Source organism: Pseudarthrobacter xylosi (assembly GCF_055412765.1).
Genome location: NZ_JBVAYT010000002.1, coordinates 707,521 through 732,990, shown reverse-complemented (window position 1 = coordinate 732,990; position 25,470 = coordinate 707,521). Strand labels below are relative to the sequence as shown.

Below are 25,470 nucleotides of genomic sequence, written 5' to 3'. Positions count from 1 at the left end.
AATTCTGATCCCAAGCATCTACTGCCGGAACAACCGGCTGGCCTGAGAAGCCTTTTTGGTAGTTGACTGCTGCCAGGTGGCATCAGTCAGAGAACTTGGAACTTAGATGCCGAGCATCTTCCGGATGACCTTGGCGTCACCCTTGAAGACGATCTTGTCGCCGGCGAGGCGACGGGTCAGCCTGGAGGACTTGTGCTCAAGGTAGTGGCGGCGGTTGGCCTGCTGGCGGCGCAGCTTGCCGCTGCCGGTCAGCTTGAAGCGCTTCTTAGCACCACTGTGGGTCTTCATCTTCGGCATGGGAACCGATCTCCTTACGTGTCCACAGACATTGTCTGCAGTTCTTTCGAGCAGCCACCCCTGCAGGCGGCATGCTGGTTGCGTACTGCAGGAGGATAACCTCCCGCAGCTGTGAACTAGGTAGTCTTCTTGGCAGCCGGCTTCGGAGCTGCCTTGGGGGCAGGCCTTGCAGCAGGCTTCGGAGCTGCCGGCCGGGCGATCGGCTTGGGCATAGGCACCGGGGGCCGCGGAGCTGCCGGAGCAGCTGCTTCAGCGGGCTTGACGGCGGCAGGAGTCTTGACCGGCGCCGGAGCCGCCTTGGGGGCCTCACGCTTGGGAGCAGCGGTCTTCGGGGCTGCCTGCTTGGGCGCCTCCTGGACGGCTGCTTCCTTGACGGGCGCTGCCTTCGGGGCGGTTTCCTTAGCAGGAGTCTCCTTCACCGGAGCTTCCTTGACAGGGGCTTCGGCTTCCGGAGCTGCTTCAACAGGCGCTTCAACCTCCGCCGGAGCTTCGGTTTGCGGCTCTGTCGTGATGGCGAAACCTTCCGGAAGAAGGTCAGCCAGCGACTGCGTCAGCGGTGCCTGGTCGTCGCCGGAGACGTCGATGCGGCCACCGCCCGAAGCCTTGGCTTCGTTCTGCGCCTTTGCATCTGCACGCTGCGATGCGCGGCGTGCCTCAGCCTTGGCTTCGGCCTTGTTCTTCAGCGGGCCCACAACCATGACCATGTTGCGGCCATCGATACGGGGACTGGACTCAACGACGCCCACTTCGGCGACATCGTCAGCGAAGCGCTGAAGCAGTCGGATGCCCATTTCCGGACGCTGCTGCTCACGACCGCGGAACTGGATCATGGCCTTGACCTTGTCACCGGCACCGAGGAAGCGCAGTGCATGGCCGCGCTTGGTCTCGTAGTCGTGGGTGTCAATCTTGAGGCGGAAACGGATTTCCTTCAGAACAGTGTTCGTCTGGTTCTTCCGTGCTTCACGTGCCTTGACGGCGGCCTCGTACTTGTACTTGCCGAAGTCCATCAGCTTGCACACCGGAGGCTTGGCCTGCGGTGCAACTTCAACGAGATCAAGATCGGATTCCGCAGCCAACCGCAAGGCATCGTCAATACGGACGATTCCTACCTGTTCACCTGCAGGACCGACCAACCGCACCTCGGGGACGCGGATACGCTCATTGATTCTTGGCTCGCTAATGTTAAAACTCCTGTGATTGATGTGGTATTCCACCGGCAAATAGAGAAGGCCCCCAATTGCCGGAGCAATCGAAGGCCTCGATGATCGGATACACGGTCCTCAGTAGAGGCTGTGCGCACTTCCCCAGGCTTGACGCCTGAAAGAACTGTCCGACCGGTACCCGGCAACCTTGCTTCCTCAGGAATGACTTCCAACGGGAAAACGGCTGACGCGGGTGGGAGAGATCTCCGCTTGCAAACTGCATGTCATTCTACAGAACAAATCCCGCCAAACGCTGCTAGGCATTGGTGGGACCTTCCACAGCGAATAACGACATCCAGTCGGTCTGTGACAAGCTTACCAGTATGAGCACCCCAGACAGCAATTCACACGTTTTCGAGGCCCCTGCCGCCAAGGCTGACGTGACCCAGCAAATCCGCGATATCTCGGAGGTGCCGGCCATCGAGGTCATCACCACGGCCGCAGTGCACCTGATGAGCGCCGCCGCGGTCAAGCTGGGCCTCGCCGCCGAGGACAACGCGGAGGAACTCAAGGATCTGGACGAGGCCCGCAAGCTCATCACCGCCCTTGCCGGACTGGTGACGTCAGCGGCTCCCGAAATCGGATCCCAGCACGCCGGCCCGTTGCGCGATGGCCTGCGTTCCCTGCAGCTCGCATTCCGCGAGGAGTCCATCATCCCGGATGCTCCGGGCAAGGGCCCGGGCGAGAAGTACACGGGCGCCGTCAACTAGACCCAAACAGCAACTTCACAAAGTACGACGACGGCGGCTGACGGTCCACACGGACCTCCAGCCGCCGTCGTCGTTCAGGCAGCGGCGCGGCGGCGCCGGAAGGCCTGAAGCAGGAGTCCCACGACGCAGAGCAGAACACCTGCCACGCCCACGGAGACAAACCCGCCGGACGGACCCATCCCGTCGATGAAAATTCCGGCAAGTGGTGCCCCGAGCGCAACGCCGGCAGTCAGCGCAGAGCCGTACCAGCCCATTGCTTCGCCGCGGCGGTCCTCCGCCACCAGGTCTGCCACCTGTTCGGAGGCGGCAGACAGGACGGGGGCGCACAAAAGGCCCGGAAGGATCGAGACAATAGCCAGCGTCCAGGTGTCTTGGGCGAAGCCCATCGGGATGGTCAGGGCCGCCATGCCCAACAGCAGCAGGATCGGCGAAACCTGACGGTGCATGGCCCCGTACAACAGCCCGCCAACCACCGATGCGGCGCACCAAAAGAGGAACACAATGCCGATTTCGGCCTGGTGGCCGCCGGTTTCCAGGGCGGCAACAATGCCAACGTCGGTGCCGCTGAGCACCATGCCGGTTCCAGCAGCCACGGCGAAGACGGCCGCGACAGTGGCCGTGAACCAGCCGAAGTTGTGGGCCACCTTGCCGCGCAGCCCCGCCGGCCCGCTTCCGACGCGTTCTGCCGCGGCCGGGACGAGGTCTGCGGCCGCTTCCTGGAGATGGGCCGGTGCGGCGGAAACCACAGCCACTTCCGCGGCATGGCGTTGGTCCGCCCCGCCTTCTTCAGTCTGCGTGGCACTTCGCGTGGGCGGGTTAAACCACATGAGGAACAATCCGGCCAGTGACGTGGAAACACCCACCACTGTGAGTCCCAGAATGGTGAAGCCACTGGTGGCCACAACGGCTCCGGCGGCGGGCCCGATCATGAACACCATCTCCGTGGCAATCGAGTCCAACGCAAAGGCGGTCCGCCGCTGGTCGCCGTCCGCGAGGACGCCCAGTGACTGTCGCACAACGCTGAAGATGGGCAACGTGAGGAGGCCGCCGACAAACACCAGCGGAAGCAGCCACTGGTAGGACACGTGCGGCACCACGGACCAGATGACCGCCTCGGACACCACCGATGGAATAAGCGCGCGGCGCAGGCCTACAGTGTCAACGCGCCGGCCGCGCCATGGTGCGCCAACTGCGATGCCGATGGTCATAACGGCCGCCGCGGCACCGGCAGCTGCATAGCCCTGGTCCAGGGTGAGGACGATGTGCAGGGTCAGCAGCATGCCGGCTGCCGAGTGGGGAATGCGGGCAATCATGCCGACCAGCAGCAAGCGCCGGATGGGCTGGACGGCCAGCAGCTCCCGGTACAGAGCGAAGTTCACGGAAAAATCCTTAGGGTCTGCCCACGGCAGCCGGGGATCTCCCGCGCCAACCGTCAGCTAATGTGCTGCGCGCCGCAACTTGATTTCGATCGAGTCAACACGCTCTCCAAACAATACATTCCGGGACCATGCCTGTTGGAGACCGGACACCAAGTCCTGGACTGCCGGGGCGTCCAGGCCATCCTCAAGGTGGAGAAGCACTTGCAGTTCCGGTCCGGCACCGCCACCGGGGAGCCTGACACCGGTACGGGAGACGGTCGCGATGCCGGAACCCGGGAGGACGGCAAGCCGGCGTACCGCGGGGAATGCGGCCGTTGCCTCAGCCATCTCGGCTGCCAACGCGGCATCATTGTAGGAAGGGATCCAGTCCTGTTGCTTGGCCAGTGCCCAGACGGCGGGCCGCCGGACAACAAACGTTACCTCCGAGCCCGGATCGAGGACCAGCAGCTCGGCTCCCTCGGCCACGGCCGAGAGGGCAGCCCGGGCGGCGTACACTGCCACCGGCCGGGCTTCGGGGTGCCAGGCGGATAAGGCATCCGCCGAGGTGAAGGCCGGCATTGCCGTCCGTCCGTCGGCAGCTTTCAGAGTGACCAACGCCATGTTCGCCTGCTTGTCCGCCGTCAGGCCATCGACGCCTGCCGCTTCCTCGCCAACCTGCGCGATGATCGGGATAAACACGCGGGCGCTGGCCAGCGAGGCCACCACAGCCGCTTCGTCACCGGCTCCTTCAACCAGGGCTGCGACGGCGGCGAGGTAGCCGGCGTCGGCCGTTCCGTCATCGTCCTCGAAGTTGTGGATTTTACCGTCGTCCCCGGCAAGGCTCCGGCCTTCCCACGGCCGGCCGGCCGAGTCAGTACGGCCACCCGCGCCCGCCAGTGCCGCGGCAATGTGCCCGGGCAGATGGCGCGGTGCTGGGGATTCCGCAGCCGGACCGGCGCTGTGCGTGCTGTCCACGGAACCTGCCTAGCGGCGTCCGGCGACGTCGAGGGCTTCGGGGAGCGTGAAGGCACCCGCATACAGCGCCTTGCCCACGATCGCGCCTTCCACGCCCAGCGGCACCAGGGAGCGCAGCACTTTCAGGTCATCCAGGCTGGAGATTCCGCCGGAGGCGACCACCGGCTTGCCGGTTTTCTCCACCATCTGGCGCAGAAGTTCTACGTTGGGGCCCTGCAGCGTGCCGTCCTTCGTGACGTCAGTGACAACATACCGGGAGCACCCGGCTTCTTCGAGCCGGCCCAGGACTTCCCAGAGGTCGCCGCCTTCTTTGGTCCAGCCGCGGCCTGCCAGCGTGGTTCCGCGGACGTCGAGGCCGACGGCAATCCTGTCACCAAAGCGGTCGATGGCACTGCGGGTCCACTCGGGGTTCTCCAGCGCCGCCGTGCCGAGATTGACGCGGGCCACGCCGAGGGCCAGCGCCGCCTCGAGGGATTCGTCGTCCCGGAGTCCGCCGGAGAGCTCAACTTTGATGTCCAGCCGGCCCACGACCTCGCGGAGCAGTTCGGCATTCGAGCCTCGGCCGAACGCGGCGTCAAGGTCCACCAGGTGCACCCATTCGGCGCCCTGCTCCTGCCAGTTGAGGGCCGCCTCCAGGGGCGTGCCGTAGCTCGTCTCACTACCGGCCTCCCCTTGGACCAGCCGCACGGCCTGTCCGTTTACGACGTCGACGGCGGGCAGCAGTTCAAGAACCGGCAGATCGGTTGCGGTGGTCATCTCAAATCCTCTTGGGTGTTGGGTTGCTCGTGGAAGCGGAACTTGTGAATGCGTGGGCTAGGTTCCAGGAAGCGTCAGCAGGTAGGCGGCCAGCAGCGCCATGCCGGCCAGGATGTAGAAGCCCACCTGGGTCCACAGCGGTTTGTGCTGCTGCCTGAACGACAGTGCGCCGCCCACCAGGATGCCGGCCAGGCCCATCAGGACAATCGACCACATCTAGGCGGCGTCCGTGGCAGCTGGCTTGCGAAGGCCGTCTACCCAGTTGCGCAGCAGCCGGGCACCGGCGTCGCCGGATTTTTCGGGGTGGAACTGGGTAGCGCAGAGCGGTCCGTTCTCCACTGCGGCGATAAATCGGGCGCCGTGCTCTGACCAGGTCACCAGCGGTGCGGTCATCCGCGGCTGGATCACGTCGAAGTTCCACTCCTGGACGCCATAGGAGTGAACGAAGTAGAAGCGCTGATCCGCGACGCCGGCGAAGAGTTTGGATCCTTCCGGAACGTCCACTGTGTTCCAGCCCATGTGTGGCACCACCTCGGCGGGAAGGAGTTCCACCTTGCCCGGCCACTCCCCCATGCCTTCAGCCTCTGTCCCGTGCTCAACCCCGGCCTCGAACAGGACCTGCAGGCCGACGCAGATTGCCAGCACAGGCCTGCCTCCGGCCACGCGCCTGCCGATCAGCCGGATGCCGTCCACGGCCTTGAGTTCGCGCATAACAGTTTCGAACGCGCCGACGCCCGGTACTACCAGGCCGTCGGCGTTAAGCACGTCCTCAGGCTTGGAGCTGAGGATAACCTCGGCCCCTGCCCGTTCCAGGGCGCGCACGGCCGACCGGACGTTTCCGGAACCGTAATCCAGGACAGTGACCGTGGGCTTGCCTTCGGGCGATGCAGGCTTCATACCGGCGGCCGGATCTATGACGGCTCCGTCCCGGAGGATTTGGCCGCTCACAGGGCACCCTTGGTGGAGGGGATTCCCTCCACGCGGGGATCGGGTTCAACTGCAGCACGCAGGGCGCGGGCGAAGGCCTTGAACTGCGCTTCCACGATGTGGTGCGGGTCCCGGCCTGCTACGACGTTCATGTGGAGGCAGATGCCGGCATGAAGCGTGATGGCCTCAAAGACGTGGCGGGTCAATGACCCCGTGAAGTGGCCGCCGATGAGGTGGTACTCCTGACCGGCAGGCTCGCCGCCGTGCACCAGGTAGGGGCGGCCGGAGACATCGACGACGGCGTGCGCCAGGGCTTCGTCGAGGGGCACGGTGGCCTCACCGAACCTGCGGATCCCGGCCTTGTTGCCCAGGGCGGTTCGCAGCACCTCGCCGAACGTGATGGCGACGTCCTCCACGGTGTGGTGGACGTCAATGTGGGTGTCACCGGTGGCCTTGACCGTCATGTCAATGAGCGAGTGCTTGCACAGCGCCGTCAGCATGTGGTCGTAAAACGGGACGGATGTGTCGATGTCCGATACTCCCGTGCCGTCGAGGTTGATCTCCACGAGCACTGACGATTCACTGGTGGCACGCTCCATGCGTGCGGTCCGGGGCGCGGCAGCGTTCGATCCGGTGGAACTCATGGTCATACGTCCTTTAGGCGAAGTCAGTGATGCGTAAGCGAAGGAGATGTGACGGCGCGCGGCGGCGCCGATACTTCAAGTTTAGGCGGGCAGCTTGGCTTGGCTGGCCAGGATGCGTTCCAGCGCCGTCAGGAACGCTGTGGTCTCCGTCTCAGTTCCTGCCGTGACACGCAGGTGGCCGGGGATGCCGACGTCACGGATCAGCACGCCCTCGTCCAGCAACTGCTGCCAAACGTCATGCGGGCTGTCGAGGCCGCCGAAGAAGACATAGTTCGAATCGGAGGCGGCAGGCTTGAGGCCCATGCGGGTCAGCTCGGACACAATGCGGTCGCGCTGCTCCTTGATGTCCTCGACGTCGGCCATCAGTGCCGTGCGGTGCTGGAGGGCGGCGAGGCCTGTCGCCTGGGTGATGGCCGAAAGGTGGTACGGCAGCCGGACCAGGCGAAGTGCGTCCGTGACTTCAGGAGCGGCGGCCAGGTAGCCCAGACGGGCGCCCGCGAGGGCGAACGCCTTGCTCATGGTGCGGGACACGATGAGTCGTTCCCGGCCGGGCAGCAACGTCAGTGCGCTGGGCGTCCCGTCGTGGGCGAACTCGTGATAGGCCTCGTCAACGATCACGATTGTCTGGCTGGCCTCGCCAGCCGCGTACACGGCCTCGACAACATCCAGGCCCAGGCCGGTGCCGGTGGGGTTGTTCGGTGAGCACAGGAAAACGATGTTGGGCTGAAACTCTTTGACCTGCAAGGCAGCCGATTCGGCACTGAGCCCGTAGTCATTGGCGCGCTGTCCGGTGATGTACCCGGTGTCCGTGCCGCTGGCAAGGAGCGGGTACATGGAATACGTGGGCGGGAATCCCAGAGCCGTGCGCCCGGGTCCGCCGAAAGCCTGGAGAATCTGCTGGAGGACCTCGTTGGATCCGTTGGCTGCCCAAATGTTGGTGGCGTCAAGGCCGTGGCCGAGGTATTCGGCCAGCGCTTCGCGGAGTTCTGTGAACTCACGGTCCGGGTAGCGGTTGAGACCTGCCGCCGCTTCCGTCACCGCGGCACTGATCGCGGCCCGGACGTCTGCCGGGACCCCATGGGTGTTTTCGTTGACGTTCAGCAGGATGGGCACATCCAGTTGCGGGGCACCGTACGGGGTCAGCCCGCGGAGGTTGGTCCGGAGGGGGAGACTGTTCAGACGCTCTAGCTGGTCATTCACCTGAACAGTTTAGGTCCGAACCAGACGGCCGGAAAATGTGACGGGCTGCGGCGGCACGTGTCTGGGCCTGAATTCTCCCTATTTGGTAGGGACGAAGAGCTGCTGTCCGGGGACCACGCCGCCGGCGGAAAGGTTGTTCAACTGAGCAATATCTGCGATGACATCCCGGGGATCACGCTCGGGCGCAACGGTACCGGCGATGGCCCAAAGGGACTGTCCTGCCTGCACGGTGAACGAGACTGTTGGCGTCAACGACAGGTCTGCGGCAGAGTCGGCAGCCTTGGCTGGGGCGTTGAGGAAACCTGCCAGCGAAAGCAGGATTGCGGCAAGGATCACCAGCGGGATGCCGATGAGGACAATCCGGCCCCGGCGGGTCAGACGCAGCGGCGGCAGGGATTCCCTGTGCTGCCTGGGCGCCGAACCCGACGTTGGCCCGGGCGCGGACCACTGCCGCGAGGTGAGGTCCTGCACGGAAACGAGCTGCGGACGCGAGTCCTGCGAAGCAGATATAGCTGACATGAAATGAGCCCTCCTGGACCATACTGTGCTGCCCGGCGCGCCCTCCGCGTCCACTTGCCGGTGCCGGCCTGGGCCGTCCATGAATTCGAATATTCGAATCCGCAAGCAACGAGTAGAACACATGTTCGAACTTTGCTTCTTCAGTTTTAGCACTTATCAACGAATATTGTCGAGACTCGCTAGAACAAATGTTTGAAAAAGCCTTATGGCTGGCCTACGTTTGGATCAAAGAACAACCACCTCTGTAGTTGATCAGCAGGGTCTGACAATCAACTCCGACACCAGCCCCGGGGCGTTCCAGGCACCAGCGGCCGGAGCGGATCCGGGCAACCGAAAGGCATTGGCGAACATGGCAGCACCAGCCGCCGAGGGCAAGGCGACACCGCGCCGTCAGCCCCAACGGACCCCCAAGGGGCTCACCGCCCGCCAGAAGAAGATCCTTGAAACCATCCAGCGCTCGGTGAATGACAACGGCTATCCGCCGTCGATGCGTGAAATCGGCGACACCGTGGGCCTGGCGAGCTTGTCCAGCGTGACCCACCAGTTGTCGCAGCTGGAGAAGCTGGGATACCTGCGCCGGGACCCGAAGCGTCCGCGCGCCATGGAGGTCCTGATGCCGTTGACGCTTGACGGCGGGTCGGCCAAATCCAACGGGGCAACGAAGCCCTCAGTCCTGCACAGCATCGGCGGAACGGTCACCGAGCTTCCCTCTGCCATGGACACCGCCATGGTGCCGTTGGTGGGCCGGATCGCGGCCGGCGGGCCCATCCTTGCTGATCAGGTGGTGGAAGACGTGATGCCCCTGCCACGGCAGCTCGTGGGCCAGGGTGAGCTTTTTATGCTGCGCGTGGCCGGCGACTCCATGGTGGACGCGGCCATCTGCGACGGCGACTGGGTAGTGGTCCGCCGCCAGGCCGACGCCGCCAACGGCGATATCGTCGCGGCCCTGCTGGACGATGAAGCCACCGTCAAGACCTTCCGCCAGCGCGATGGCCACACGTGGCTGCTGCCGCAGAACACGCAATACGAGCCCATTCTGGGCGATCACGCCACGATTATGGGCAAAGTCGTCTCAGTCCTGCGGTCTTTGTAGTACCGCGCTTCGTCAGGCGCTCTTCCCGGCAAGCCTTTCCAGGGCAGCAAACGCTGTCTTGCGGTCCGTAGTTGGCCAAAACGGCGGCAGCGCGGCGCGGAGGAATCCGGCGTAGCGCTCGGTGGCAAGCCGGGAATCAAGCACGGCCACCACGCCTTTGTCTCCGGTGGAACGGATCAGCCGGCCCGCGCCCTGCGCCAGGCGGATGGCCGCGTGGGTCGCCGATACCGCCATAAAGCCGTTTCCACCGGCCTGTGCAACTGCGCGGGACCGTGCGGTCATCAGCGGATCATCCGGCCGCGGGAATGGAATGCGGTCGATCACCACGAGCCGGCATGATCCGCCTGGAACATCAACACCCTGCCAGAGGGACATGGTTCCGAAGAGGCAGGTATCGGGCTCGTCCGCGAACTGCTTTACGAGGGCAGTCATGGTGGAGTCGCCTTGGCAAAGAATGCTGAGGCCGAGCCGGGGACGCATTGCCTCCGCGGCCTCCTCGGCGGCACGGCGCGATGAAAAGAGACACAGGGCGCCGCCACCGGACGCCCGGATCAGCGCTTCGAGTTCATCGAGTGCCTCCGGCGACGCCCCGCGGCCCGGCTTGGGGAGGTGCCCTGCGACGTAGAGGATCCCCTGCTTGGGATAGTCAAAGGGCGATCCGACGTCGATCCCGGTCCAGCTTGGCGCCCCCTCCCCCACCAGACCCAAGCCGCCGGCCGCAGGTTCAAAGGCCGAGCCGACGGCAAGCGTGGCCGACGTCAGCACCACGGTGTGGCCCGCGAAAAGCCCTTCCCGGAGCTTTCCGGCAACGCTAAGCGGCGCGATGTTCACCAGTGCGGGCGCAGACTCATCGGGCTGTGCATAGCCCTGTTGCGGATCGAAGGAACTCGCACGGGAAAACCACACCACTTCACGGTTTTCCCGTGCCACGATAAGCCGTTCACAGAGTTCCAGGATCAGCATCAGGCGTGAGCGCGCGAGCTGCCGCCCGCCGTCGGCCGTTTGGCTGCCGTCCCCCTTGGAGTCGGACAGGGCAGCGCGGCAGGCTTCACGCAGCTGGTCCACGCAGTCCAGCTGTTCGTCGTTGAGGCCATTGGGGAGTAACCCGTTGGGCACCCCGGCCAGGGCGAGTTCCAAGTTGGCGGCCGCCGCGTTGAGGGCATCCACGGTAATGGCCGTGTGCTTCCGCGCGCCCGATGCCGCAGCGTGGACCATTGCCACGGAAAGTTGCCCCGACACCGCGCCGGTGACGCGGTCCTGAAGTTCGTGGGCCTCGTCCACCACCACAACGTCGTATTCGGGAAGCACTGCGAGGCCTTCAAAGGCGCTGACGGCGAGCATGGCATGGTTGGTGACCACAACGTCGGCCTCGGCGGCGTCGTGGCGTGCCAGTTCGCTGAAGCATTCGGCGGCCATGGGGCATTTTTGGGCCCCCAGGCATTCCATGGACGTCACTGAAACCTGCCGCCAGGCCCGGTCCGTTACCCCGGGAAGCAGTTCATCACGGTCACCCGTTGTGGTCTTTTCCGCCCACTCGCGCAGGCGCACCACTTCCTTCCCCAGCTGGGACGAGGGCCCGCCCAGGGCGGCGGCGAAATGCGGAACACTGGTGTCCTCGCCGAGGGAGAACAGCTGGCCCTCGGCAGGTTCCTCAGAAGGGAACCCGCCTACGAGCTTGTGCTGGCACACATAGTTGGAGCGGCCCTTGACCAGGGCCACCTTGACCGGGCGGTCCAGGGCGGGGGTGATGGTCTTCAGCAGCCGGGGAAGGTCGCGCCCCACAATCTGGGTCTGCAGCGCAAGCGTGGCTGTGGACACCAGGGTGGGCTTGTTGCTCACGAGCGAGTGCGCAATGAGCGGAATCAGGTAGGCCAGCGATTTTCCGGTCCCCGTCCCGGCCTGCACCAGAAGGTGGTCGCCGGTTTCGATGGCCCTCGCCACCTGCCGGGCCATCTCGTGCTGCCCGCTGCGGCTTTGACCGCCCATGCCGGCCACGGCGCGGTCGAGCAGTTCGATCACGAACTGCTCGCCGGCCGTACCTTTGACTTCCCCCGCCACAACCTCAGTCATGGTTGATGAAGGATTCCAATTCAGCCGCAAGGCCCTCGCGCACCATCACCAAAGCGCGGGTACCGTGCTCGCCGTGATCCAGGCTCAGGATCTCGGCATCGGTCTCGTGCAGTTTGCTGATCAGGTCACCGCGGTCGTAGGGAATAAGGAGCTCCAGCTTCACGCCGGGCCGGGGAATCCCGTCACTGATGGCCTGCAGCAATTCGGCGATGCCTTGGCCTGTACGGGCCGAGACCACCACGTGGCGCGGCTCGCGCTGCTTAAGGCGCTCCACCACAAACGGATCAGCGGCATCTGCCTTGTTCAGGACAATAATCTCCGGCACCTTGCGGGCATCCACTTCGCTGAAGACCTTGCGGACTGCAGCAATCTGGCCCTCCGGGTCCGGATGGGACACGTCCACCACGTGCAGGATCAGATCCGCGTCAGCCACTTCCTCCAACGTGGAACGGAAGGCCTCCACCAACTGCGTGGGCAGCGAACGCACAAAACCCACGGTGTCTGCCAACGTGTACCCGAGGCCATCGGAGGTCTCGGCCTTTCGCACAGTGGGATCCAGGGTGGCGAACAGTGCGTTCTCCACCAGCACACCGGCGTCGGTCAGCCTGTTCAGCAGCGATGACTTCCCGGCGTTCGTGTACCCGGCAATCGCAACGGACGGCACTGAATTACGACGGCGGTTGGCCCGCTTGGTTTCCCGTGCCGGCTTCATCGCCGCAATCTCGCGCCGCAGTTTGGCCATGTGGGTCCGGATCCGGCGACGGTCCAGTTCGATTTTCGTTTCACCGGGTCCGCGCGAACCCATGCCGGCACCGGCGCCGCCCACCTGGCCACCGGCCTGGCGGGACATCGAGTCACCCCAGCCGCGCAGGCGCGGCAGGAGGTATTCGAGCTGCGCCAGCTCCACCTGTGCCTTGCCCTCACGGCTCTTCGCGTGCTGGGCGAAGATATCCAGGATCAGGGCCGTGCGGTCAATGACCTTGACCTTGACGATGTCCTCAAGGCTTCGGCGCTGGGACGGTGCCAGCTCGGCGTCCACCACAACGGTGTCAGCCCCTGTGGCCATCACGATTTCCTTGAGCTCCAGGGCCTTTCCGGAACCCAGGAACGTGCCCGGATCCGGTTTGGCACGGCGCTGCACCATCCCGTCCAGGACTTCCGAGCCTGCTGTTTCGGCAAGGGCGGCGAGTTCACGCAGGGAATTTTCCGCGTCCGCCAAGGTCCCTTCGGACCATAGCCCGGCCAGGACCACACGTTCGAGCCGCAGCTGCCGGTATTCGACTTCGGTGACGTCCTCGAGCTCGGTGGACAACCCGGCCACGCGCCGCAGTGCCCGGCGTTCCTCCCGGTCCTGCTGGTCGCCGTCGTAGCTGGTGTGTTCGTCGTCCAAGCGGGAAATCGCCTGAGCCCTGCCGAACACGGCCTTGTCACCGTCAGCGGCGGTGACATTCCTGGCCGGTACGTCCTTGGCGAGAATCCGGTCGATGACAGCTTGGATCTCCTCGGGACTCATGTCCTGGGCTGCTGGATCGGAACCGGTGTTGGGCTGGCTGGTCATGGTCTCCTTTGAAGATTCGGCATTTTCAGAATAGTGCTGATCGTTGGTCTGTGGTGAAGTATTCGCGCTGGGCTGACGGCTTGCAGTCATCCGGGCCTCCTGGTCTGCTGCGCGCGCTGGTCGGGACCGTGGCGTGCAGGGAGTCTTCGCATCCGGGAGATGCGTGGAGTGGTGGAAAGCGCGGGCAAATAGCAAGGGACCGGCGTCGGCAGATCACTCGAGTATTGCCCGGCGGCATAACAGCTACGAACACCTGTTATGTGGCGCACTTGCGGAAGGTTGATACCTGCATCGCTGCGGGGCACGGCTTCGGGACAGGCGGCGTCGCGGGCCCTGTCGGGCAAGACGCTGCCCGTGCCGGCTACTCGAAGATCAGGAACATGGTTTCAAGATTAGCAGAAGCGGTGGCCGCGGTTTCGCATTGTCCACCCCGGCCAACTAATCTGGCCAGTTATGGAGTCCGCACACTATTTCAGCGCATCGCCCGCCGGGCCGTTCACCCGCAAACCGCTCACCGTGGAACTGGCCGGAGAGACGCGCAGGTTGCAGACGTCCGGCGGCATCTTCAGTCCCGACGGCATTGACAAGGGGACGGCGGTGCTCCTGGCCGAGGTCCCGGCCCCGGACCCCACAGGCAACCTCCTTGACATCGGCTGCGGCTGGGGGCCCATTGCCCTGACTCTCGCACTGCGCGCGCCGCATGCCAAGGTGTACGCCGTGGACGTCAACGAACGCTGCATCACGCTGACCAACGAGAATGCTTCCCTGCTGGGCTTGGACAACGTGCAGGCCAGCACTCCTGACGCCGTGGACCCGGAACTGCGCTTCGACACGATCTGGTCCAACCCGCCGATCCGGATCGGCAAGGATGAACTCCACAGCCTCCTGAAGATGTGGCTGCCGCGGCTGGCGCCGGGCGGTTCCGCATGGCTGGTGGTCCAAAAGAACCTGGGCTCGGATTCGCTTCAACGCTGGCTCTCGACGGAGCTGGATGCATCGTTCACCGTCAGCCGGGAGTCCACGTCCAAGTCTTTCCGGGTCCTTCGGGTCAGGAAAGCGTCCCAGTAGCGACAATTACGGCGGGCCCGCTAAGCTCGACGTGCTCGTGCCCGCCGGCCCCGGCGAAGAACTTAACGCCGACGACACCGCCCGGCACGTTGACCTGCCAGGAGTCCGGAGCTTCTGCCCCTGCCCAGTGCCGGATGGCCACTGCGGCCGCGCACGCGCCTGTACCGCAGGACTGGGTTTCACCCACGCCCCGCTCGTGGACGCGCATGGTGACGGTGCCGATCCCGTTGTGGACCAGCGGTTCAGCAGGCACCACGAATTCAACGTTGGTTCCATTGGCGGGCACCGGATCGACCTGCGGAGCCGTGTAGAGCCTGGTGGACTCCAGCTCGGACAGTTCAGCCAGCGCCACCACGGTGTGCGGGTTGCCCATGCTGACGGACAGTGCCGGGCGGGGCACCTCCAGGCCGTCCGCGGTGACCAGCGAATCCATGGCCTTGGCGGTCGCGTCGCCGGGGAAAATAAACTCCCACGGCCCCATGTCCACCGCGTAGCTGTCCCCGGTCCGGACCACGGTCTTGACGCCGCCGCGCGTCCCGATGGTGAGTGCGCCGCCGTCGGGCAGGTGTACCAGTCCCTCGGCACGCAGGAAGTGCACAAAAACGCGGACCCCGTTGCCGCACATTTCTGAGAGCGAACCGTCGCCGTTGCGGTAGTCCATGAACCACTCCGCCTCGGGGCTGCTCAGCAGCAGCTCGCGCCCTTCGGAGAGGTACCGGGAGGGGACGGCACGGATCAGGCCGTCGCCACCGATTCCGCGGTGACGGTCGCAGAGGGCGGCTACCTGGCCGGCATCGATGGTGTGGACGCCGTCGGGGTCAGCGATCAGCACAAAGTCGTTGCCTGTGCCGTGTCCCTTGGAGAAGCGGAGTCCGCCCAGGGTGCGGAAGGCGGGCTCTGTGGTCTCTGCGGGAGTTACGTCCATGGTCCTAGATTACCGGCTGAGCGCCACGGACTGGGCCGCAAGGTCCGGCGCCTGCCAGTCCAGCCAGCTGATGCGGGGATCGGCACGGAACCAGGTGAGCTGGCGCCTGGCGAACTGCCGGGTGGCCACGATGGTGTCCTCGGCTGCCTCGGCAACTGTTGAGCCGCCGTCGAGCACTTTCAGGAACTGGGCATAGCCCAGGGCCCGCGGGGCAGTTTTACCGACACGCAGACCGGCCGCATCCAGCCGGCCCACTTCCGCCAATAACCCCTGGTCCACCATGGTGTGGACGCGCTGGGCCAACCGTCCACGGAGGACGTTGCGGTCCACCGCCAACCCGATCTGGACAGCAGGCTGGAAATACTCGCGCTGGGGCATAAAGGAGCTGAACGGCCGGCCGGTGAGCTCGTGGACTTCGAGCGCCCTGATGATCCGGCGCGAATCGGAGACACGGGCCGCTGACACCGGGTCAACCTCCCGAAGCCGCGCCAGGAGGGCATCCAGGCCGGCTTCCTCGAGCTCCGCCTCAAGCTGCCCCCGGAGGACAGGATCCGTGCCGGGAAATTCGAGGATGTCGAGGGCAGCCCGCACATAGAGACCCGAACCGCCTGCCAGAATGGCGCGCTTGCCGCGTGCGTGGATATCGCTGACGATGCTCCGGGCCTGCTGCTGGAAGTCTGAAACGCTGGCCTCCTCCGTGACGTCCAGGATGTCCAGGAGATGGTGGGGAACCCCCTTGCGCTCTGCCTGCGTGATCTTGGCGGTGCCTATGTCCATCCCGCGGTAGAACTGCATGGCATCGGCATTGATGACCTCGCCGTCCAGTTCCAGGGCAAGGTTCACGGCCAGATCGGACTTACCGGACCCCGTGGGACCAACAACGGCAATAACCGGAGGCCGGACCACCGGTCAGCGGCTCCGGACCGGCAGCGTGGGCATACCCAGCGAGACTCCGCTCCGGCCGGGGCCGCCTGCGGCAGCCGGCACGGGAGCACCGCACGAGTCGGCCTGGGACCTGTCCCAGGCATCCCCCGCGCGGGAGCGCCGCAGGCTGTAGTCCTGCACCGACGGATCGGCCACGAGGTGGAAGGCTGCGGCTTCGGTGATGGTCACGGTGACCAGGTCCCCGGGACGCGGCGTCTCCGCCCCCTCGGGAACAGAGAAGTGCACCAGCCGCTGGTCCTGGGACCGGCCGGACAGCCTGTGGGTTTCTTCGGACTTGCGCCCTGAATGGGCAGTGACCATCACCTCTACCCGGCGGCCAAGCTGCGTGGCGTTTTCCTCGGCGGCAATCCTGTCCTGCAGTGCGGTCAGGCGTTCAAAACGTTCCTGGACCACGGCTTTGGGAAGCTGGTCCGGCAGGTCGGCAGCCGGGGTGCCCGGACGCTTCGAATACTGGAAGGTGAAGGCGGTGGCGAAGCGTGACTTCTCCACAACGTCGAGGGTGGCCTGGAAGTCTTCCTCAGTCTCGCCGGGAAAGCCGACAATGATGTCGGTGGAGATGGCGGCGTGCGGGATCTTCTCGCGGACCTTGTCCAAGATGCCCAGGAACTTGGTGGACCGGTAGGACCGTTTCATGTCCTTCAGCACTTTGTCGGACCCGGACTGCAGCGGCATGTGCAGCTGCGGCATCACGTTGGGGGTTTCGGCCATGGCGTCAATGACGTCCTCGGTGAAGGCGGCGGGGTGGGGGCTGGTGAAGCGGACCCGCTCCAGCCCGTTGATTTCGCCGCAAGCGCGCAGGAGCTTGGAGAACGCCTGCCGGTCACCGAACTCCACGCCGTACGAGTTCACGTTCTGGCCCAACAGGGTGACTTCGATGGCGCCGTCATCCACAAGGGCCTGGATTTCCGCCAGGATGTCCCCCGGGCGGCGGTCTTTTTCCTTCCCGCGCAGGGCCGGGACAATACAGAACGTGCAGGTGTTGTTGCAGCCGACCGAGATGGACACCCAGCCGGAATACACCGAATCACGCTTGGTGGGCAGGGTGGAGGGGAAGACGTCCAGGGATTCGAGGATCTCCAGCTGGGCTTCATTGTTGTGCCTTGCCCGGTCCAACAGTGCCGGCAGCGCCCCGACGTTGTGGGTGCCGAAGACAGCGTCCACCCAGGGAGCCTTCTTGAGGATGGTCTCGCGGTCCTTCTGGGCCAGGCAGCCGCCGACGGCGATCTGCATCCCCGGGTTGGCCGCCTTGACCGGCGCCAGCATGCCCAGGTTCCCGTAGAGCTTGTTGTCCGCGTTTTCCCGGACCGCGCAAGTGTTGAAGACCACGACGTCGGCCTGCTCACCGATAGCCGGCACGTAGCCCGCGGCCTCGAGCATGCCGGCCATCCGCTCCGAATCATGCACGTTCATCTGGCAGCCGAACGTGCGTACCTGATAGGTACGGGGCTGCTGCAGGGCAGGGTCGGTTGACGGGGCGGTACCGGATGCGGGGGAAGGAATGGTCAAACTCACCTGTTAAGGGTAGCGGGTCGCCCAGGTTGCTGAATCGCTCTGGTTGCCGGATCGGCGAGGTCGCCGCTTCGGCGGGCCTATGGATCCAGCAGGTTGTCCGGTGCGTCTGCTTGGGTCTCCGTATGTGCGTCCAGCACTTCACCGACGATCCGGAACGCCTGCGACGGCTGATAGCCCTTGCGGGCCAGCATGGACGCCAACCGCCGGGTGATCTTGTCCCGCTCGGCGCGGTCGGACAAATCCGTGCCTGCCCGGAGCTTGCGTTCCACCAGGAGCCGGGCAGCCACTTCCTCGTCCGCGTCAGAAAGCTGTTCCAGCGCGGCGGCGGCGGTGTCCGCGTCAATCCCCTTGTCCGCCAACTCGCGCCGGAGGGCCCCTTTGGCGAGCTTCCGGGACTGTGACCGGCTGCGCACCCACATGTCGGCGAACTCGGCGTCGTCAATGAGGCGGACCTCCTGGAAGCGGTCCAGGACGGCTTCCGCCACATCATCCGGGATGTTCCGCTCGGCCAGTTTCCGCGCCAGCTGTAGCCGGCTCTTGGCCGAAGTGGTCAACTGCCGGAGCACGATGGCCCGCGCCACGGACGCGGGATCCGGTTCGGCATCTGCGTTTGCGCCGGCTGCGATGGCAGCCTCCGGATCGGGTCCGTCCGGCCCGAACCCGGGGCGTCCGCCGCCCCGTCTCTTCTGCCGTCGGCCCGATCCGGCGTCCTGCCCGGCCGCACGCCAGCCGGCGCTCCGCCCGGCCGTCAGGTCAGCGGCGTCCCTAGAAGCCGTCAACAGCCTTCAGCTTCGGGGTCTCTTTGGCATCGTCTTCGGCGGGCTTGACTACCCCGACACCAAGCTTCTCCTTGATCAGGCGTTCCAGTTCGGTCGCCAGCTCGGGGTTGTCGCGCAGGAACCTGCGGGAGTTCTCCATGCCCTGGCCCAGCTGGTCTCCGTCGTACGTGAACCACGAACCCGACTTCTTGATGATGCCGTGCTCCACGCCCATGTCGATGATGCCGCCCTCGCGGGAGATGCCCTGGCCGTAGATGATGTCGAATTCGGCGATCTTGAAGGGCGGGGCCATCTTGTTCTTGACGATCTTGGCCTTGGTGCGGTTACCGACGGAGTCGGCACCTTCCTTGAGAGTCTGGATCCGACGGACGTCGATGCGGATAGACGCGTAGAACTTCAGGGCCTTACCGCCGGTGGTGGTCTCCGGGGAGCCGAAGAACACGCCGATCTTTTCACGGAGCTGGTTGATGAAGATGGCAGTGGTTTTGGTCTGGCTCAGGCGGCCGGTGATCTTACGCAGCGCCTGGCTCATGAGGCGGGCCTGCAGGCCCACGTGGCTATCGCCCATGTCGCCCTCGATTTCCGCACGCGGCACCAGGGCAGCAACGGAGTCAATGACGATGACGTCCAGCGAGCCGGAGCCGATCAGCATGTCCATGATTTCCAGGGCCTGCTCGCCTGTATCCGGCTGCGAGACCAGGAGGGCGTCCGTATCCACGCCCAGCCGGGCGGCGTATTCGGGGTCCAGTGCGTGCTCGGCGTCGATGAAGGCGGCAATGCCGCCCAAGCGCTGCGCGTTGGCAACAGCGTGCAGGGCCACGGTGGTCTTACCCGAAGATTCCGGACCATAGATCTCCACTACGCGGCCGCGGGGCAGGCCGCCAATTCCCAAAGCCACGTCCAACGCAATGGATCCGGTGGGGATGACCTCGATGGGGGCACGGACTTCATCGCCCAGCCGCATAACCGAGCCCTTGCCGAACTGCTTGTCGATCTGTGCCAGCGCTGCGTCGAGCGCCTTTTGCCGATCCGGGGCTGCCGCCATGGTTCACACCTCTAATGCTTTCTCGCTTTGGAGTGGCCTCAGCGGCCATTTCTTGGTCATCTCTGACGCTAATGGCACCCGCTGACATTCTGGCCGGATGACATCGCCTATGTGGATAACCCACTACGAAAAGCATAGCTTTACCCGAACAGATATTCGAACAGTTCCGGCGGCGTGTCAGCCCAGAAAGGGGCGCACATGAGCCTGGAGAACGCGGACGCGTTGGTGGCGGCGTCAGTCGCGCAGGGGTTTGACGTCGCGTCCCAGGCGCCGCTCCGGCGGCACATCCTGGACGTCGCAGACGGCCAGCCACACCTGTCGGGGGCTCAGCCCGGCCGCGAGGGCCTGGTCCGCGGTGCGCCCGCCGGCCCCGGCCAGGACCAGGGTGCTGCTCAAGACCCGGGAGTAGCCGGCCCCGAATTCGTCGTCCATAAGCCGCCAATAGTCACTGATCCGCACCAATAGAGTCTCTCACGGTCCCGGACCCTAGAATTGTTGCCATGAGCAACCCTGCCGACGGCCCCCCTGCGACAGGCCTTCCTGAGACCGGCGTTCCCGCGACGTCCCCTGCGGAGACAGGTGCCGCCAAGGACACCGTCGATGAAGCCCTGAACACCGTGGAACACCAAATCAGTCTCTTTTGGCGGCGTGCCCGGTCGGTGTCCCATCAGCTCTCGCGGCAGGTGCACCCGGACATGGAACCGGCAGCCTACGGGCTGCTTTCGGTCATCCGGCGCGAGGGACCCATCCGGTTGACGGACCTGGCCCTGAACATCGGTGTGGGCAAGCCTTCCGTCAGCCGCCAGATCGCTTTCCTGGAGAGCATCGGGTTGGTGTTCAAGGAAGCTGACCCCCTGGACGGTAGGGCGCAGTCGATCCGCCTGACCGAAAAGGGCGAGGAAAAGATGCATCAGGTCCAGGATGCGCGCCGCCAGGATTTCCGAGAGCGGCTGGGTGAGTGGCCGGTCGGGGAACTGCAGACCCTCGCCGAATACATGGCAAAGCTTAACTCCATGTTTGAGCTCGACGGCTTCGTGAAGGACCCGTCCGCCGGCGACACGGCAAAATAGCCACCACACAGCAAAGCCTCCGGCCATTGGCCGGAGGCTTTGTTGCACTTCCTGTCTGGCTCCTGCGGACGGCTTACCGTGCGCCGGAAAGCAGGCCCTTGGACAGTTCGTTGTTGAGTTCAGCGTTCAGATCGCGATCAAGGTCGCGGCCGTAGCGCTGAGAGAATTCCTGGGGAACGGTGTCCGGAACGGCTACGCCCTCGGCGACGGCGACACGGTCGCTGACTTCCCTGAGCATGCTGGACAGCGGCACGTCCAGGGCTGAGCAGATGGACGAGAGGAGCTCTGATGAAGCTTCCTTCTGGCCGCGTTCTACTTCGCTGAGGTAGCCCAAGGAAACACGGGCGCTGTGCGAAACTTCGCGGAGCGTGCGTCCCTGGCGCTGGCGTACATCGCGCAGGACATCACCGATTTCGTGACGAAGTACAACCATCTTGCGCTCCTTCTGTTCGCTCTTGGCCTGATCGGCGAGGCCCACATCCTTCCAGCGGACAACGCCGTTTATGGATACGGGCTGCTTTACCATCTGTATCGCCTTGCTCCCTCATAAGTGCGGTCCGCCGTGGAGCGAACCGTGCTGGTTTATTCATCCTAGGCGCCTCCGCTCTCCGGAAGCGACACAATGTAATAACTAATGGACACCGGGATTTGTTCCCGGCAACTTTACGCCCGGTAGCTTCAGGAAGACAGGGCCTCGATCAGGCTTTCCAGCGCCGCACCACAAGCCTGTCCGCGGATCTCTGCCCGGTTACCCGTGAAGCCGTACTCGACGTGGGACGCACCGGCCGCTGTGGCAATCCCGATGTACACCGTCCCCACCGCCTTGCCGTCGTGTTCCTCCGGGCCGGCAACCCCCGTGGTGGCGATACCGATGTCAGCCCGCAGCGCAGTCCGTGCCCCGGCCGCCATGGCGGCTGCGACGGCACCGTCAACGGATCCGGCAGCAGCCAGCAGCCCTGCCGGAACGCCAAGGACGTCCACTTTGACGGAGTTCTGGTAAGCCACCACGCCGCCCTGGAGCATGCCCGAAGCTCCGGCTGTGTCGGCGAGAACGGCACTGACCATTCCTGCAGTGAGCGACTCTGCGGTCGCTACGGTGCGGCCCATTTCCAAGGCCGTTTTGACTGCCTGTTCCGCCAGGTGGTGAAGGTTGGTCACGTCGGCTCCCTAGTTTCCAGCTGTAGTTGTTCCCGCCCGTTTGCCCTGTGACCGAATTCGCAGGGCTTCAATGACGTACTCGACGCCGGTCCATACCGTGATCAGCACAGCCACCATCATGACGGCGAAAGCCACCCACACAAGCCATGGCGCCAGTGCACCGAGTGGCAGGAGGTACAGGAAGATCGCGGCCGTCTGAACGACGGTCTTAAGCTTGCCTCCGCGGGAGGCTGGGATGACACCGTACCGGATGACAAAGAAACGGAGTGCGGTGATGCCCCATTCCCTGACGAGGATGACGATGGTGACCCACCACGGCAGTTCATTCAGGACGGAGAGCATCACCAGGGCTGAGCCGATGAGGAGCTTGTCGGCGATGGGGTCTGCAATTTTGCCGAAATTGGTGACGAGTCCACGGCTCCTGGCGATGTCGCCGTCGAGCTTGTCAGTGTAGATGGCGACGGCGAACGCCGCCACCGCGGCCCATCGCCAGGGCCCTGACTCGCTGCTCAGCCCTGGGGCATCGGCGAGGAGGAACCAGACAAAGAACGGCACCAGGGCGATGCGCAGCATGGTCAGGATGTTGGGAAGATTCCAGATTCCTGGGCTGCTGGAGCCAGCGGCAGTTGCTTCGGTACTAGTCACACTCCTAGGCTACCGTCCGGTGAGTGACCACGCGTCTTCGGAACCGTCCTCGTCGTCGCCCGACGTGCCGTCGGCGCCGTCGAAGTACTCAACCTTCTGGCTGCGCTGGTCCAGGTCCGCCTGCACGAGGTCCTCCGCGTAACCGCCCTGGGCGATGTTCGAGTTGGCGTTGTCGCTGAGCGCCGCAGTCTGCGAGTCAGCAACTGCGGGCGCGTCCTGGCCCTTCATGGCCGCGAGCACCGAAGCGAGGTCGTCCGGTTTTACCAGAACGTCGCGCGCCTTGGACCCTTCTGAGGGGCCAACCACTCCCCTGGACTCGAGCAGGTCCATCAGCCGCCCGGCCTTGGCGAAGCCTACCCGGAGCTTGCGCTGGAGCATCGACGTCGAACCGAACTGGGTGGTGACCACCAGTTCGGTGGCCTGCAGCAGCACTTCGAGGTCGTCCCCGATGTCGTCGTCGATCTGCTTTTTTGGCGCCTCGGGGGCGACATCGTGGCGGTAATCGACTTTGAGCTGGCCCTTGACGTGTTCCACGACCTTGTGGATTTCGGACTCCGTGACCCAGGCGCCCTGGACACGCATGGCCTTTGAGGCACCCATCGGCAGGAACAGAGCATCGCCCTGGCCGATGAGCTTCTCGGCGCCGGGCTGGTCAAGGACCACGCGGGAGTCGGTGACGGAGGACGTGGCGAAGGCCATCCGGGAGGGCACGTTGGCCTTGATCAGGCCGGTGACGACGTCCACGGAGGGCCGCTGGGTGGCCAGGACCAGGTGGATGCCGGCGGCGCGGGCCAGCTGGGTGATGCGGACGATGGAGTCTTCGACGTCGCGCGGGGCCACCATCATCAGGTCGGCGAGCTCGTCAACAATCACCAGCAGGTACGGGTAGGGCCGGATGACGCGCTTGGAGTCCACGGGCGGCTGGACCTTGCCAGCACGGACTGCCTTGTTGAAGTCATCGATGTGCTTGAAACCGTAGTTGGCGAGGTCGTCGTAACGGGCGTCCATCTCGCGGACTACCCACTGCAGGGCCTCGGCAGCCTTCTTCGGGTTGGTGATGATGGGCGTGATCAGGTGCGGGACGCCTTCGTAGGCGGTCAGTTCCACACGCTTGGGGTCCACCATGACCATGCGGACCTCATCCGGGGTTGCCCGCATGAGGATCGAGGTGATCATGGAGTTCACAAAGGAGGACTTACCGGCGCCTGTGGCACCTGCGACGAGCAGGTGAGGCATCTTGGCGAGGTTCGCCACGACGTAGCCGCCTTCGACATCCTTGCCGACACCCATCACCATGGGGTGGTCGGTCCGGCGCGCGTTCTGGCTGCGAAGGACGTCGCCGAGGGAAACGGTCTCGCGGTCCGTATTGGGAATCTCGATACCGATGGCGGACTTGCCCGGAATGGGGCTAAGGATCCGGACGTCGCTGGAAGCGACGGCGTAGGAGATGTTCTTGGACAGGGCGGTGACGCGCTCCACCTTGGTGCCCGGGGAGAGCTCGATCTCGTACCGCGTGACGGTGGGCCCGCGGCTGAAGCCGGTGACCTGCGCTTCCACATTGAACTGGTTGAGGGTCTCGGTCAGGGAAGCAACAATGGCGTCGTTCGCTTCGGTGCGCTCCTTGGGGATGGAACCCGGGGTCAGAACGTCCGACGGCGGCAGGGTGTAGGTGACGTCGCCCGCCAGTGAGAGTTGCTCTGTCCGCTGCGGAATCGGAGCCGGAAGGGGCATGGGCGTGACGGGCTTGGCCGGCACCTGCGCAACGGCGGCAGGTGCAGCGTTCAGTGAACCGGCGGCGACCATCCCGGGGGTGACCAGCGGGATGGCCTCGGTGGCGTTGTCCTCTGCCGGAGCCCTCCCTGCAGTGCCGATGCCCTGGGCGGCTTTGATTTTCTCGACGGCGATCTCCGCCTTCGTGGGGCGGCGCACGCCGGGAGCGGGGCGCGATCCACTGCCGGCGTTTGCGTCGGCCTCGTCGTCGTCGATAACGGCGTGCTCGAAGGCTTCGTCGCCCACGTAGCCTTCCAGACCGGCGTCGGACTCGTCGTCCTTGCCGAAGAAGCGCCGCTTCTTCTTCCGCGGCGCAGCGGCGGCCTGGGTTTCCTCGAGGTAGCTGCGGTCGTGGCTGTCCCCGTCATCGCCGGGTTCCTGCAGGTCCAGGCCCATGAGGTGCTCATAGGCCCCCCGGAGCCGGCGTGGAATGGCCCCGAAGGGGGTTGCGGTAATGATGAGCAATGAGATGAAGGCCAGCAGCCCGTAGACCACGACGGGCACTGCTGCATGGATGGCCGCGAGAGGTGAGGCGGCCAGGAAACCGAGCATACCGCCGGCCTGGCGGAGGCCGTCGAAGCCTTCGGCGACGGTGGGCTGCCCGCCCACAACGTGGGCAAGGCCGCAGCCCGCAAAGGTCATGATGAGGAAACCGATCCCCACCCGGTTGTTTCCCCGGCCATCGTCGGGTTGCCGGAAGAGCCGGAAGGCACAAACAAACAACATCAGCGGCAAAAGCAGCGACATCCAGCCGAAGGTGCCGTTGACCACGCTGTAGACGGCGTCGGGGAACCAGCCGGTCATTCCCCACCAGGCGAAGGTGGCAATGAAAACGCCCAGGGCAAGGTTGAACAGGGCAGCACCGTCGCGGCGTTCTTCTGCCGGCAGGTCGCTGACATCGGAGCCGATCCTGCGGACTCCACCGCCGACCAGATGGCCGACGCCCAACCAGGCGCCGCCCACAACGCGAAGGAGCCAGGGCTGCCGCTGTTCGACGGCGGGAAGCTGGCGGGTGCGTGCGGTGCCCGTCGATGAACCGGCCCGGCCGCCGGTGCGGCTGGATCCTGTGGCGCCTGCACCGCGGCCCGCAGGGCTGCCGGATTTGGCGCTGGACTTGCCGCCAGCGGTGCCCCGGGGCGCGGGAGTAGTACGAGTGGCCATACGTGCCACGGTACCGGAACTGACGCGGTTTTCCGCGGATTTCCGGCTGTTCCCGGCCTCATGTTGCAGATGCGAAAGGCCCG

The 25,470-nt window shown here is 65.0% G+C and carries 26 protein-coding genes and 1 pseudogene; 5 read left to right on the top strand and 22 right to left on the bottom strand.

The window, feature by feature from the left end; genetic code table 11:
• Positions 1-102: 102 nt before the first annotated feature.
• Positions 103-297, bottom strand: coding sequence for a 50S ribosomal protein L35 (gene rpmI / locus ACZY1F_RS07420; protein WP_009358635.1), 195 nt, complete (start codon positions 295-297; stop codon positions 103-105).
• Between the two features lie 129 nt (positions 298-426).
• Between rpmI and ACZY1F_RS07415 the strand changes: the two genes are divergently transcribed.
• Positions 427-1,071, top strand: coding sequence for a pentapeptide repeat-containing protein (locus tag ACZY1F_RS07415; RefSeq protein WP_463941151.1), 645 nt, complete (start codon positions 427-429; stop codon positions 1,069-1,071).
• Here ACZY1F_RS07415 and infC read toward each other — a convergent pair.
• Positions 1,035-1,436: pseudogene (gene infC / locus ACZY1F_RS07410) on the bottom strand (translation initiation factor IF-3); the annotation flags it as partial. The gene ACZY1F_RS07415 and the pseudogene infC sit on opposite strands and share 37 nt — an antisense overlap.
• Positions 1,437-1,822: 386 nt before the next feature.
• On the opposite strand from infC, the gene ACZY1F_RS07405 reads away from it, so the two are divergent.
• Positions 1,823-2,209, top strand: coding sequence for a DUF1844 domain-containing protein (locus tag ACZY1F_RS07405; protein ID WP_056342948.1), 387 nt, complete (start codon positions 1,823-1,825; stop codon positions 2,207-2,209).
• 74 nt (positions 2,210-2,283) lie between these two features.
• On the opposite strand, the gene ACZY1F_RS07400 is transcribed toward ACZY1F_RS07405, so the two are convergent.
• The 8 genes from ACZY1F_RS07400 to ACZY1F_RS07365 form a co-directional block, all read right to left on the bottom strand.
• Positions 2,284-3,588, bottom strand: a complete 1,305-nt coding sequence (locus tag ACZY1F_RS07400; protein WP_463941096.1) for an MFS transporter — start codon at positions 3,586-3,588, stop codon at positions 2,284-2,286.
• Between the two features lie 57 nt (positions 3,589-3,645).
• On the bottom strand, positions 3,646-4,542 hold the full coding sequence (locus ACZY1F_RS07395; protein ID WP_463941095.1) for an SseB family protein: 897 nt from the start codon (positions 4,540-4,542) through the stop codon (positions 3,646-3,648).
• A 9-nt stretch (positions 4,543-4,551) separates the two neighbouring features.
• On the bottom strand, positions 4,552-5,298 hold the full coding sequence (gene priA / locus ACZY1F_RS07390) for a bifunctional 1-(5-phosphoribosyl)-5-((5-phosphoribosylamino)methylideneamino)imidazole-4-carboxamide isomerase/phosphoribosylanthranilate isomerase PriA (RefSeq protein ID WP_058929461.1): 747 nt from the start codon (positions 5,296-5,298) through the stop codon (positions 4,552-4,554).
• Positions 5,299-5,355: 57 nt separating this feature from the next.
• On the bottom strand, positions 5,356-5,514 hold the full coding sequence (locus ACZY1F_RS07385) for a CG2302 family histidine operon protein (RefSeq protein WP_248761743.1): 159 nt from the start codon (positions 5,512-5,514) through the stop codon (positions 5,356-5,358).
• Complete coding sequence (hisH, locus tag ACZY1F_RS07380; RefSeq protein ID WP_463941094.1) at positions 5,515-6,246, bottom strand: imidazole glycerol phosphate synthase subunit HisH; 732 nt, start codon at positions 6,244-6,246, stop codon at positions 5,515-5,517.
• Positions 6,243-6,869 (bottom strand): imidazoleglycerol-phosphate dehydratase HisB, encoded by a 627-nt coding sequence (gene hisB, locus ACZY1F_RS07375; protein ID WP_463941093.1) that lies wholly within the window; start codon positions 6,867-6,869, stop codon positions 6,243-6,245. The genes hisH and hisB overlap by 4 nt, the downstream gene beginning before the upstream one ends.
• A gap of 81 nt (positions 6,870-6,950) precedes the next feature.
• Complete coding sequence (locus ACZY1F_RS07370; protein ID WP_463941092.1) at positions 6,951-8,069, bottom strand: histidinol-phosphate transaminase; 1,119 nt, start codon at positions 8,067-8,069, stop codon at positions 6,951-6,953.
• A 78-nt stretch (positions 8,070-8,147) separates the two neighbouring features.
• Entirely contained in the window at positions 8,148-8,588 is a 441-nt protein-coding gene (locus ACZY1F_RS07365; protein WP_463941091.1) for a LysM peptidoglycan-binding domain-containing protein, read from the bottom strand.
• 349 nt (positions 8,589-8,937) lie between these two features.
• Here ACZY1F_RS07365 and lexA point away from each other — a divergent pair, with 349 nt between their 5' ends.
• The gene (lexA, locus tag ACZY1F_RS07360; RefSeq protein ID WP_463941090.1) at positions 8,938-9,681 is read left to right on the top strand and encodes a transcriptional repressor LexA; all 744 of its coding nucleotides are present in this window, start codon (positions 8,938-8,940) and stop codon (positions 9,679-9,681) included.
• A 12-nt stretch (positions 9,682-9,693) separates the two neighbouring features.
• On the opposite strand, the gene ACZY1F_RS07355 is transcribed toward lexA, so the two are convergent.
• Both ACZY1F_RS07355 and hflX read right to left on the bottom strand, forming a co-directional pair.
• Complete coding sequence (locus ACZY1F_RS07355) at positions 9,694-11,751, bottom strand: ATP-dependent DNA helicase (protein ID WP_463941089.1); 2,058 nt, start codon at positions 11,749-11,751, stop codon at positions 9,694-9,696.
• A complete protein-coding gene (gene hflX / locus ACZY1F_RS07350; protein ID WP_463941088.1) occupies positions 11,744-13,309 on the bottom strand; it encodes a GTPase HflX in 1,566 nt (521 codons plus the stop codon). The genes ACZY1F_RS07355 and hflX overlap by 8 nt, the downstream gene beginning before the upstream one ends.
• Positions 13,310-13,762: 453 nt before the next feature.
• On the opposite strand from hflX, the gene ACZY1F_RS07345 reads away from it, so the two are divergent.
• Entirely contained in the window at positions 13,763-14,377 is a 615-nt protein-coding gene (locus ACZY1F_RS07345; protein ID WP_463941087.1) for a class I SAM-dependent methyltransferase, read from the top strand.
• Here ACZY1F_RS07345 and dapF read toward each other — a convergent pair.
• From dapF to ACZY1F_RS07315, 6 genes are all read right to left on the bottom strand, one after another.
• A complete protein-coding gene (dapF, locus tag ACZY1F_RS07340; RefSeq protein ID WP_463941086.1) occupies positions 14,358-15,302 on the bottom strand; it encodes a diaminopimelate epimerase in 945 nt (314 codons plus the stop codon). The two genes, ACZY1F_RS07345 and dapF, sit on opposite strands and share 20 nt — an antisense overlap.
• A 9-nt stretch (positions 15,303-15,311) precedes the next feature.
• Positions 15,312-16,208 carry a tRNA (adenosine(37)-N6)-dimethylallyltransferase MiaA gene (miaA, locus tag ACZY1F_RS07335; RefSeq protein WP_463941085.1) on the bottom strand — a complete coding sequence of 299 codons (897 nt, stop codon included), beginning with the start codon at positions 16,206-16,208 and terminating at the stop codon, positions 15,312-15,314.
• Positions 16,209-16,211: 3 nt separating this feature from the next.
• Positions 16,212-17,759, bottom strand: coding sequence for a tRNA (N6-isopentenyl adenosine(37)-C2)-methylthiotransferase MiaB (gene miaB, locus ACZY1F_RS07330; RefSeq protein WP_463941084.1), 1,548 nt, complete (start codon positions 17,757-17,759; stop codon positions 16,212-16,214).
• Positions 17,760-17,836: 77 nt separating this feature from the next.
• Positions 17,837-18,340, bottom strand: coding sequence for a regulatory protein RecX (locus tag ACZY1F_RS07325; RefSeq protein ID WP_463941150.1), 504 nt, complete (start codon positions 18,338-18,340; stop codon positions 17,837-17,839).
• A gap of 184 nt (positions 18,341-18,524) precedes the next feature.
• Positions 18,525-19,583: a recombinase RecA gene (recA, locus tag ACZY1F_RS07320; RefSeq protein WP_463941083.1), complete on the bottom strand. Its 1,059-nt coding sequence runs from the start codon at positions 19,581-19,583 to the stop codon at positions 18,525-18,527.
• Between the two features lie 234 nt (positions 19,584-19,817).
• The gene (locus ACZY1F_RS07315) at positions 19,818-20,042 is read right to left on the bottom strand and encodes a DUF3046 domain-containing protein (RefSeq protein ID WP_463917474.1); all 225 of its coding nucleotides are present in this window, start codon (positions 20,040-20,042) and stop codon (positions 19,818-19,820) included.
• 41 nt (positions 20,043-20,083) lie between these two features.
• On the opposite strand from ACZY1F_RS07315, the gene ACZY1F_RS07310 reads away from it, so the two are divergent.
• The gene (locus ACZY1F_RS07310; protein WP_463941082.1) at positions 20,084-20,653 is read left to right on the top strand and encodes a MarR family winged helix-turn-helix transcriptional regulator; all 570 of its coding nucleotides are present in this window, start codon (positions 20,084-20,086) and stop codon (positions 20,651-20,653) included.
• Positions 20,654-20,726: 73 nt separating this feature from the next.
• Here ACZY1F_RS07310 and ACZY1F_RS07305 read toward each other — a convergent pair whose 3' ends face one another.
• The 4 genes from ACZY1F_RS07305 to ACZY1F_RS07290 all read right to left on the bottom strand — a co-directional run bounded on the left by ACZY1F_RS07305 (position 20,727) and on the right by ACZY1F_RS07290 (position 25,387).
• Positions 20,727-21,179 (bottom strand): helix-turn-helix domain-containing protein, encoded by a 453-nt coding sequence (locus ACZY1F_RS07305; RefSeq protein ID WP_056342905.1) that lies wholly within the window; start codon positions 21,177-21,179, stop codon positions 20,727-20,729.
• Between the two features lie 152 nt (positions 21,180-21,331).
• On the bottom strand, positions 21,332-21,811 hold the full coding sequence (locus tag ACZY1F_RS07300; protein WP_463941081.1) for a CinA family protein: 480 nt from the start codon (positions 21,809-21,811) through the stop codon (positions 21,332-21,334).
• 9 nt (positions 21,812-21,820) lie between these two features.
• Complete coding sequence (pgsA, locus tag ACZY1F_RS07295; RefSeq protein WP_463941080.1) at positions 21,821-22,456, bottom strand: CDP-diacylglycerol--glycerol-3-phosphate 3-phosphatidyltransferase; 636 nt, start codon at positions 22,454-22,456, stop codon at positions 21,821-21,823.
• A gap of 9 nt (positions 22,457-22,465) precedes the next feature.
• A complete protein-coding gene (locus ACZY1F_RS07290; RefSeq protein ID WP_463941079.1) occupies positions 22,466-25,387 on the bottom strand; it encodes an FtsK/SpoIIIE family DNA translocase in 2,922 nt (973 codons plus the stop codon).
• Positions 25,388-25,470 lie beyond the last annotated feature (83 nt).

What these genes read in the sequence shown, in the direction of transcription:
- rpmI (WP_009358635.1), bottom strand. Translation starts at nt 297, where the DNA reads ATGCCGAAGATGAAGACCCACAGTGGTGCTAAGAAGCGCTTCAAGCTG.
- ACZY1F_RS07405 (WP_056342948.1), top strand. Translation starts at nt 1,823, where the DNA reads ATGAGCACCCCAGACAGCAATTCACACGTTTTCGAGGCCCCTGCCGCC.
- priA (WP_058929461.1), bottom strand. Translation starts at nt 5,298, where the DNA reads ATGACCACCGCAACCGATCTGCCGGTTCTTGAACTGCTGCCCGCCGTC.
- ACZY1F_RS07385 (WP_248761743.1), bottom strand. Translation starts at nt 5,514, where the DNA reads ATGTGGTCGATTGTCCTGATGGGCCTGGCCGGCATCCTGGTGGGCGGC.
- hisB (WP_463941093.1), bottom strand. Translation starts at nt 6,869, where the DNA reads ATGAGTTCCACCGGATCGAACGCTGCCGCGCCCCGGACCGCACGCATG.
- ACZY1F_RS07365 (WP_463941091.1), bottom strand. Translation starts at nt 8,588, where the DNA reads ATGTCAGCTATATCTGCTTCGCAGGACTCGCGTCCGCAGCTCGTTTCC.
- lexA (WP_463941090.1), top strand. Translation starts at nt 8,938, where the DNA reads ATGGCAGCACCAGCCGCCGAGGGCAAGGCGACACCGCGCCGTCAGCCC.
- ACZY1F_RS07355 (WP_463941089.1), bottom strand. Translation starts at nt 11,751, where the DNA reads ATGACTGAGGTTGTGGCGGGGGAAGTCAAAGGTACGGCCGGCGAGCAG.
- hflX (WP_463941088.1), bottom strand. Translation starts at nt 13,309, where the DNA reads ATGACCAGCCAGCCCAACACCGGTTCCGATCCAGCAGCCCAGGACATG.
- ACZY1F_RS07345 (WP_463941087.1), top strand. Translation starts at nt 13,763, where the DNA reads ATGGAGTCCGCACACTATTTCAGCGCATCGCCCGCCGGGCCGTTCACC.
- dapF (WP_463941086.1), bottom strand. Translation starts at nt 15,302, where the DNA reads ATGGACGTAACTCCCGCAGAGACCACAGAGCCCGCCTTCCGCACCCTG.
- recA (WP_463941083.1), bottom strand. Translation starts at nt 19,583, where the DNA reads ATGGCGGCAGCCCCGGATCGGCAAAAGGCGCTCGACGCAGCGCTGGCA.
- ACZY1F_RS07310 (WP_463941082.1), top strand. Translation starts at nt 20,084, where the DNA reads ATGAGCAACCCTGCCGACGGCCCCCCTGCGACAGGCCTTCCTGAGACC.
- ACZY1F_RS07305 (WP_056342905.1), bottom strand. Translation starts at nt 21,179, where the DNA reads ATGGTAAAGCAGCCCGTATCCATAAACGGCGTTGTCCGCTGGAAGGAT.
- ACZY1F_RS07290 (WP_463941079.1), bottom strand. Translation starts at nt 25,387, where the DNA reads ATGGCCACTCGTACTACTCCCGCGCCCCGGGGCACCGCTGGCGGCAAG.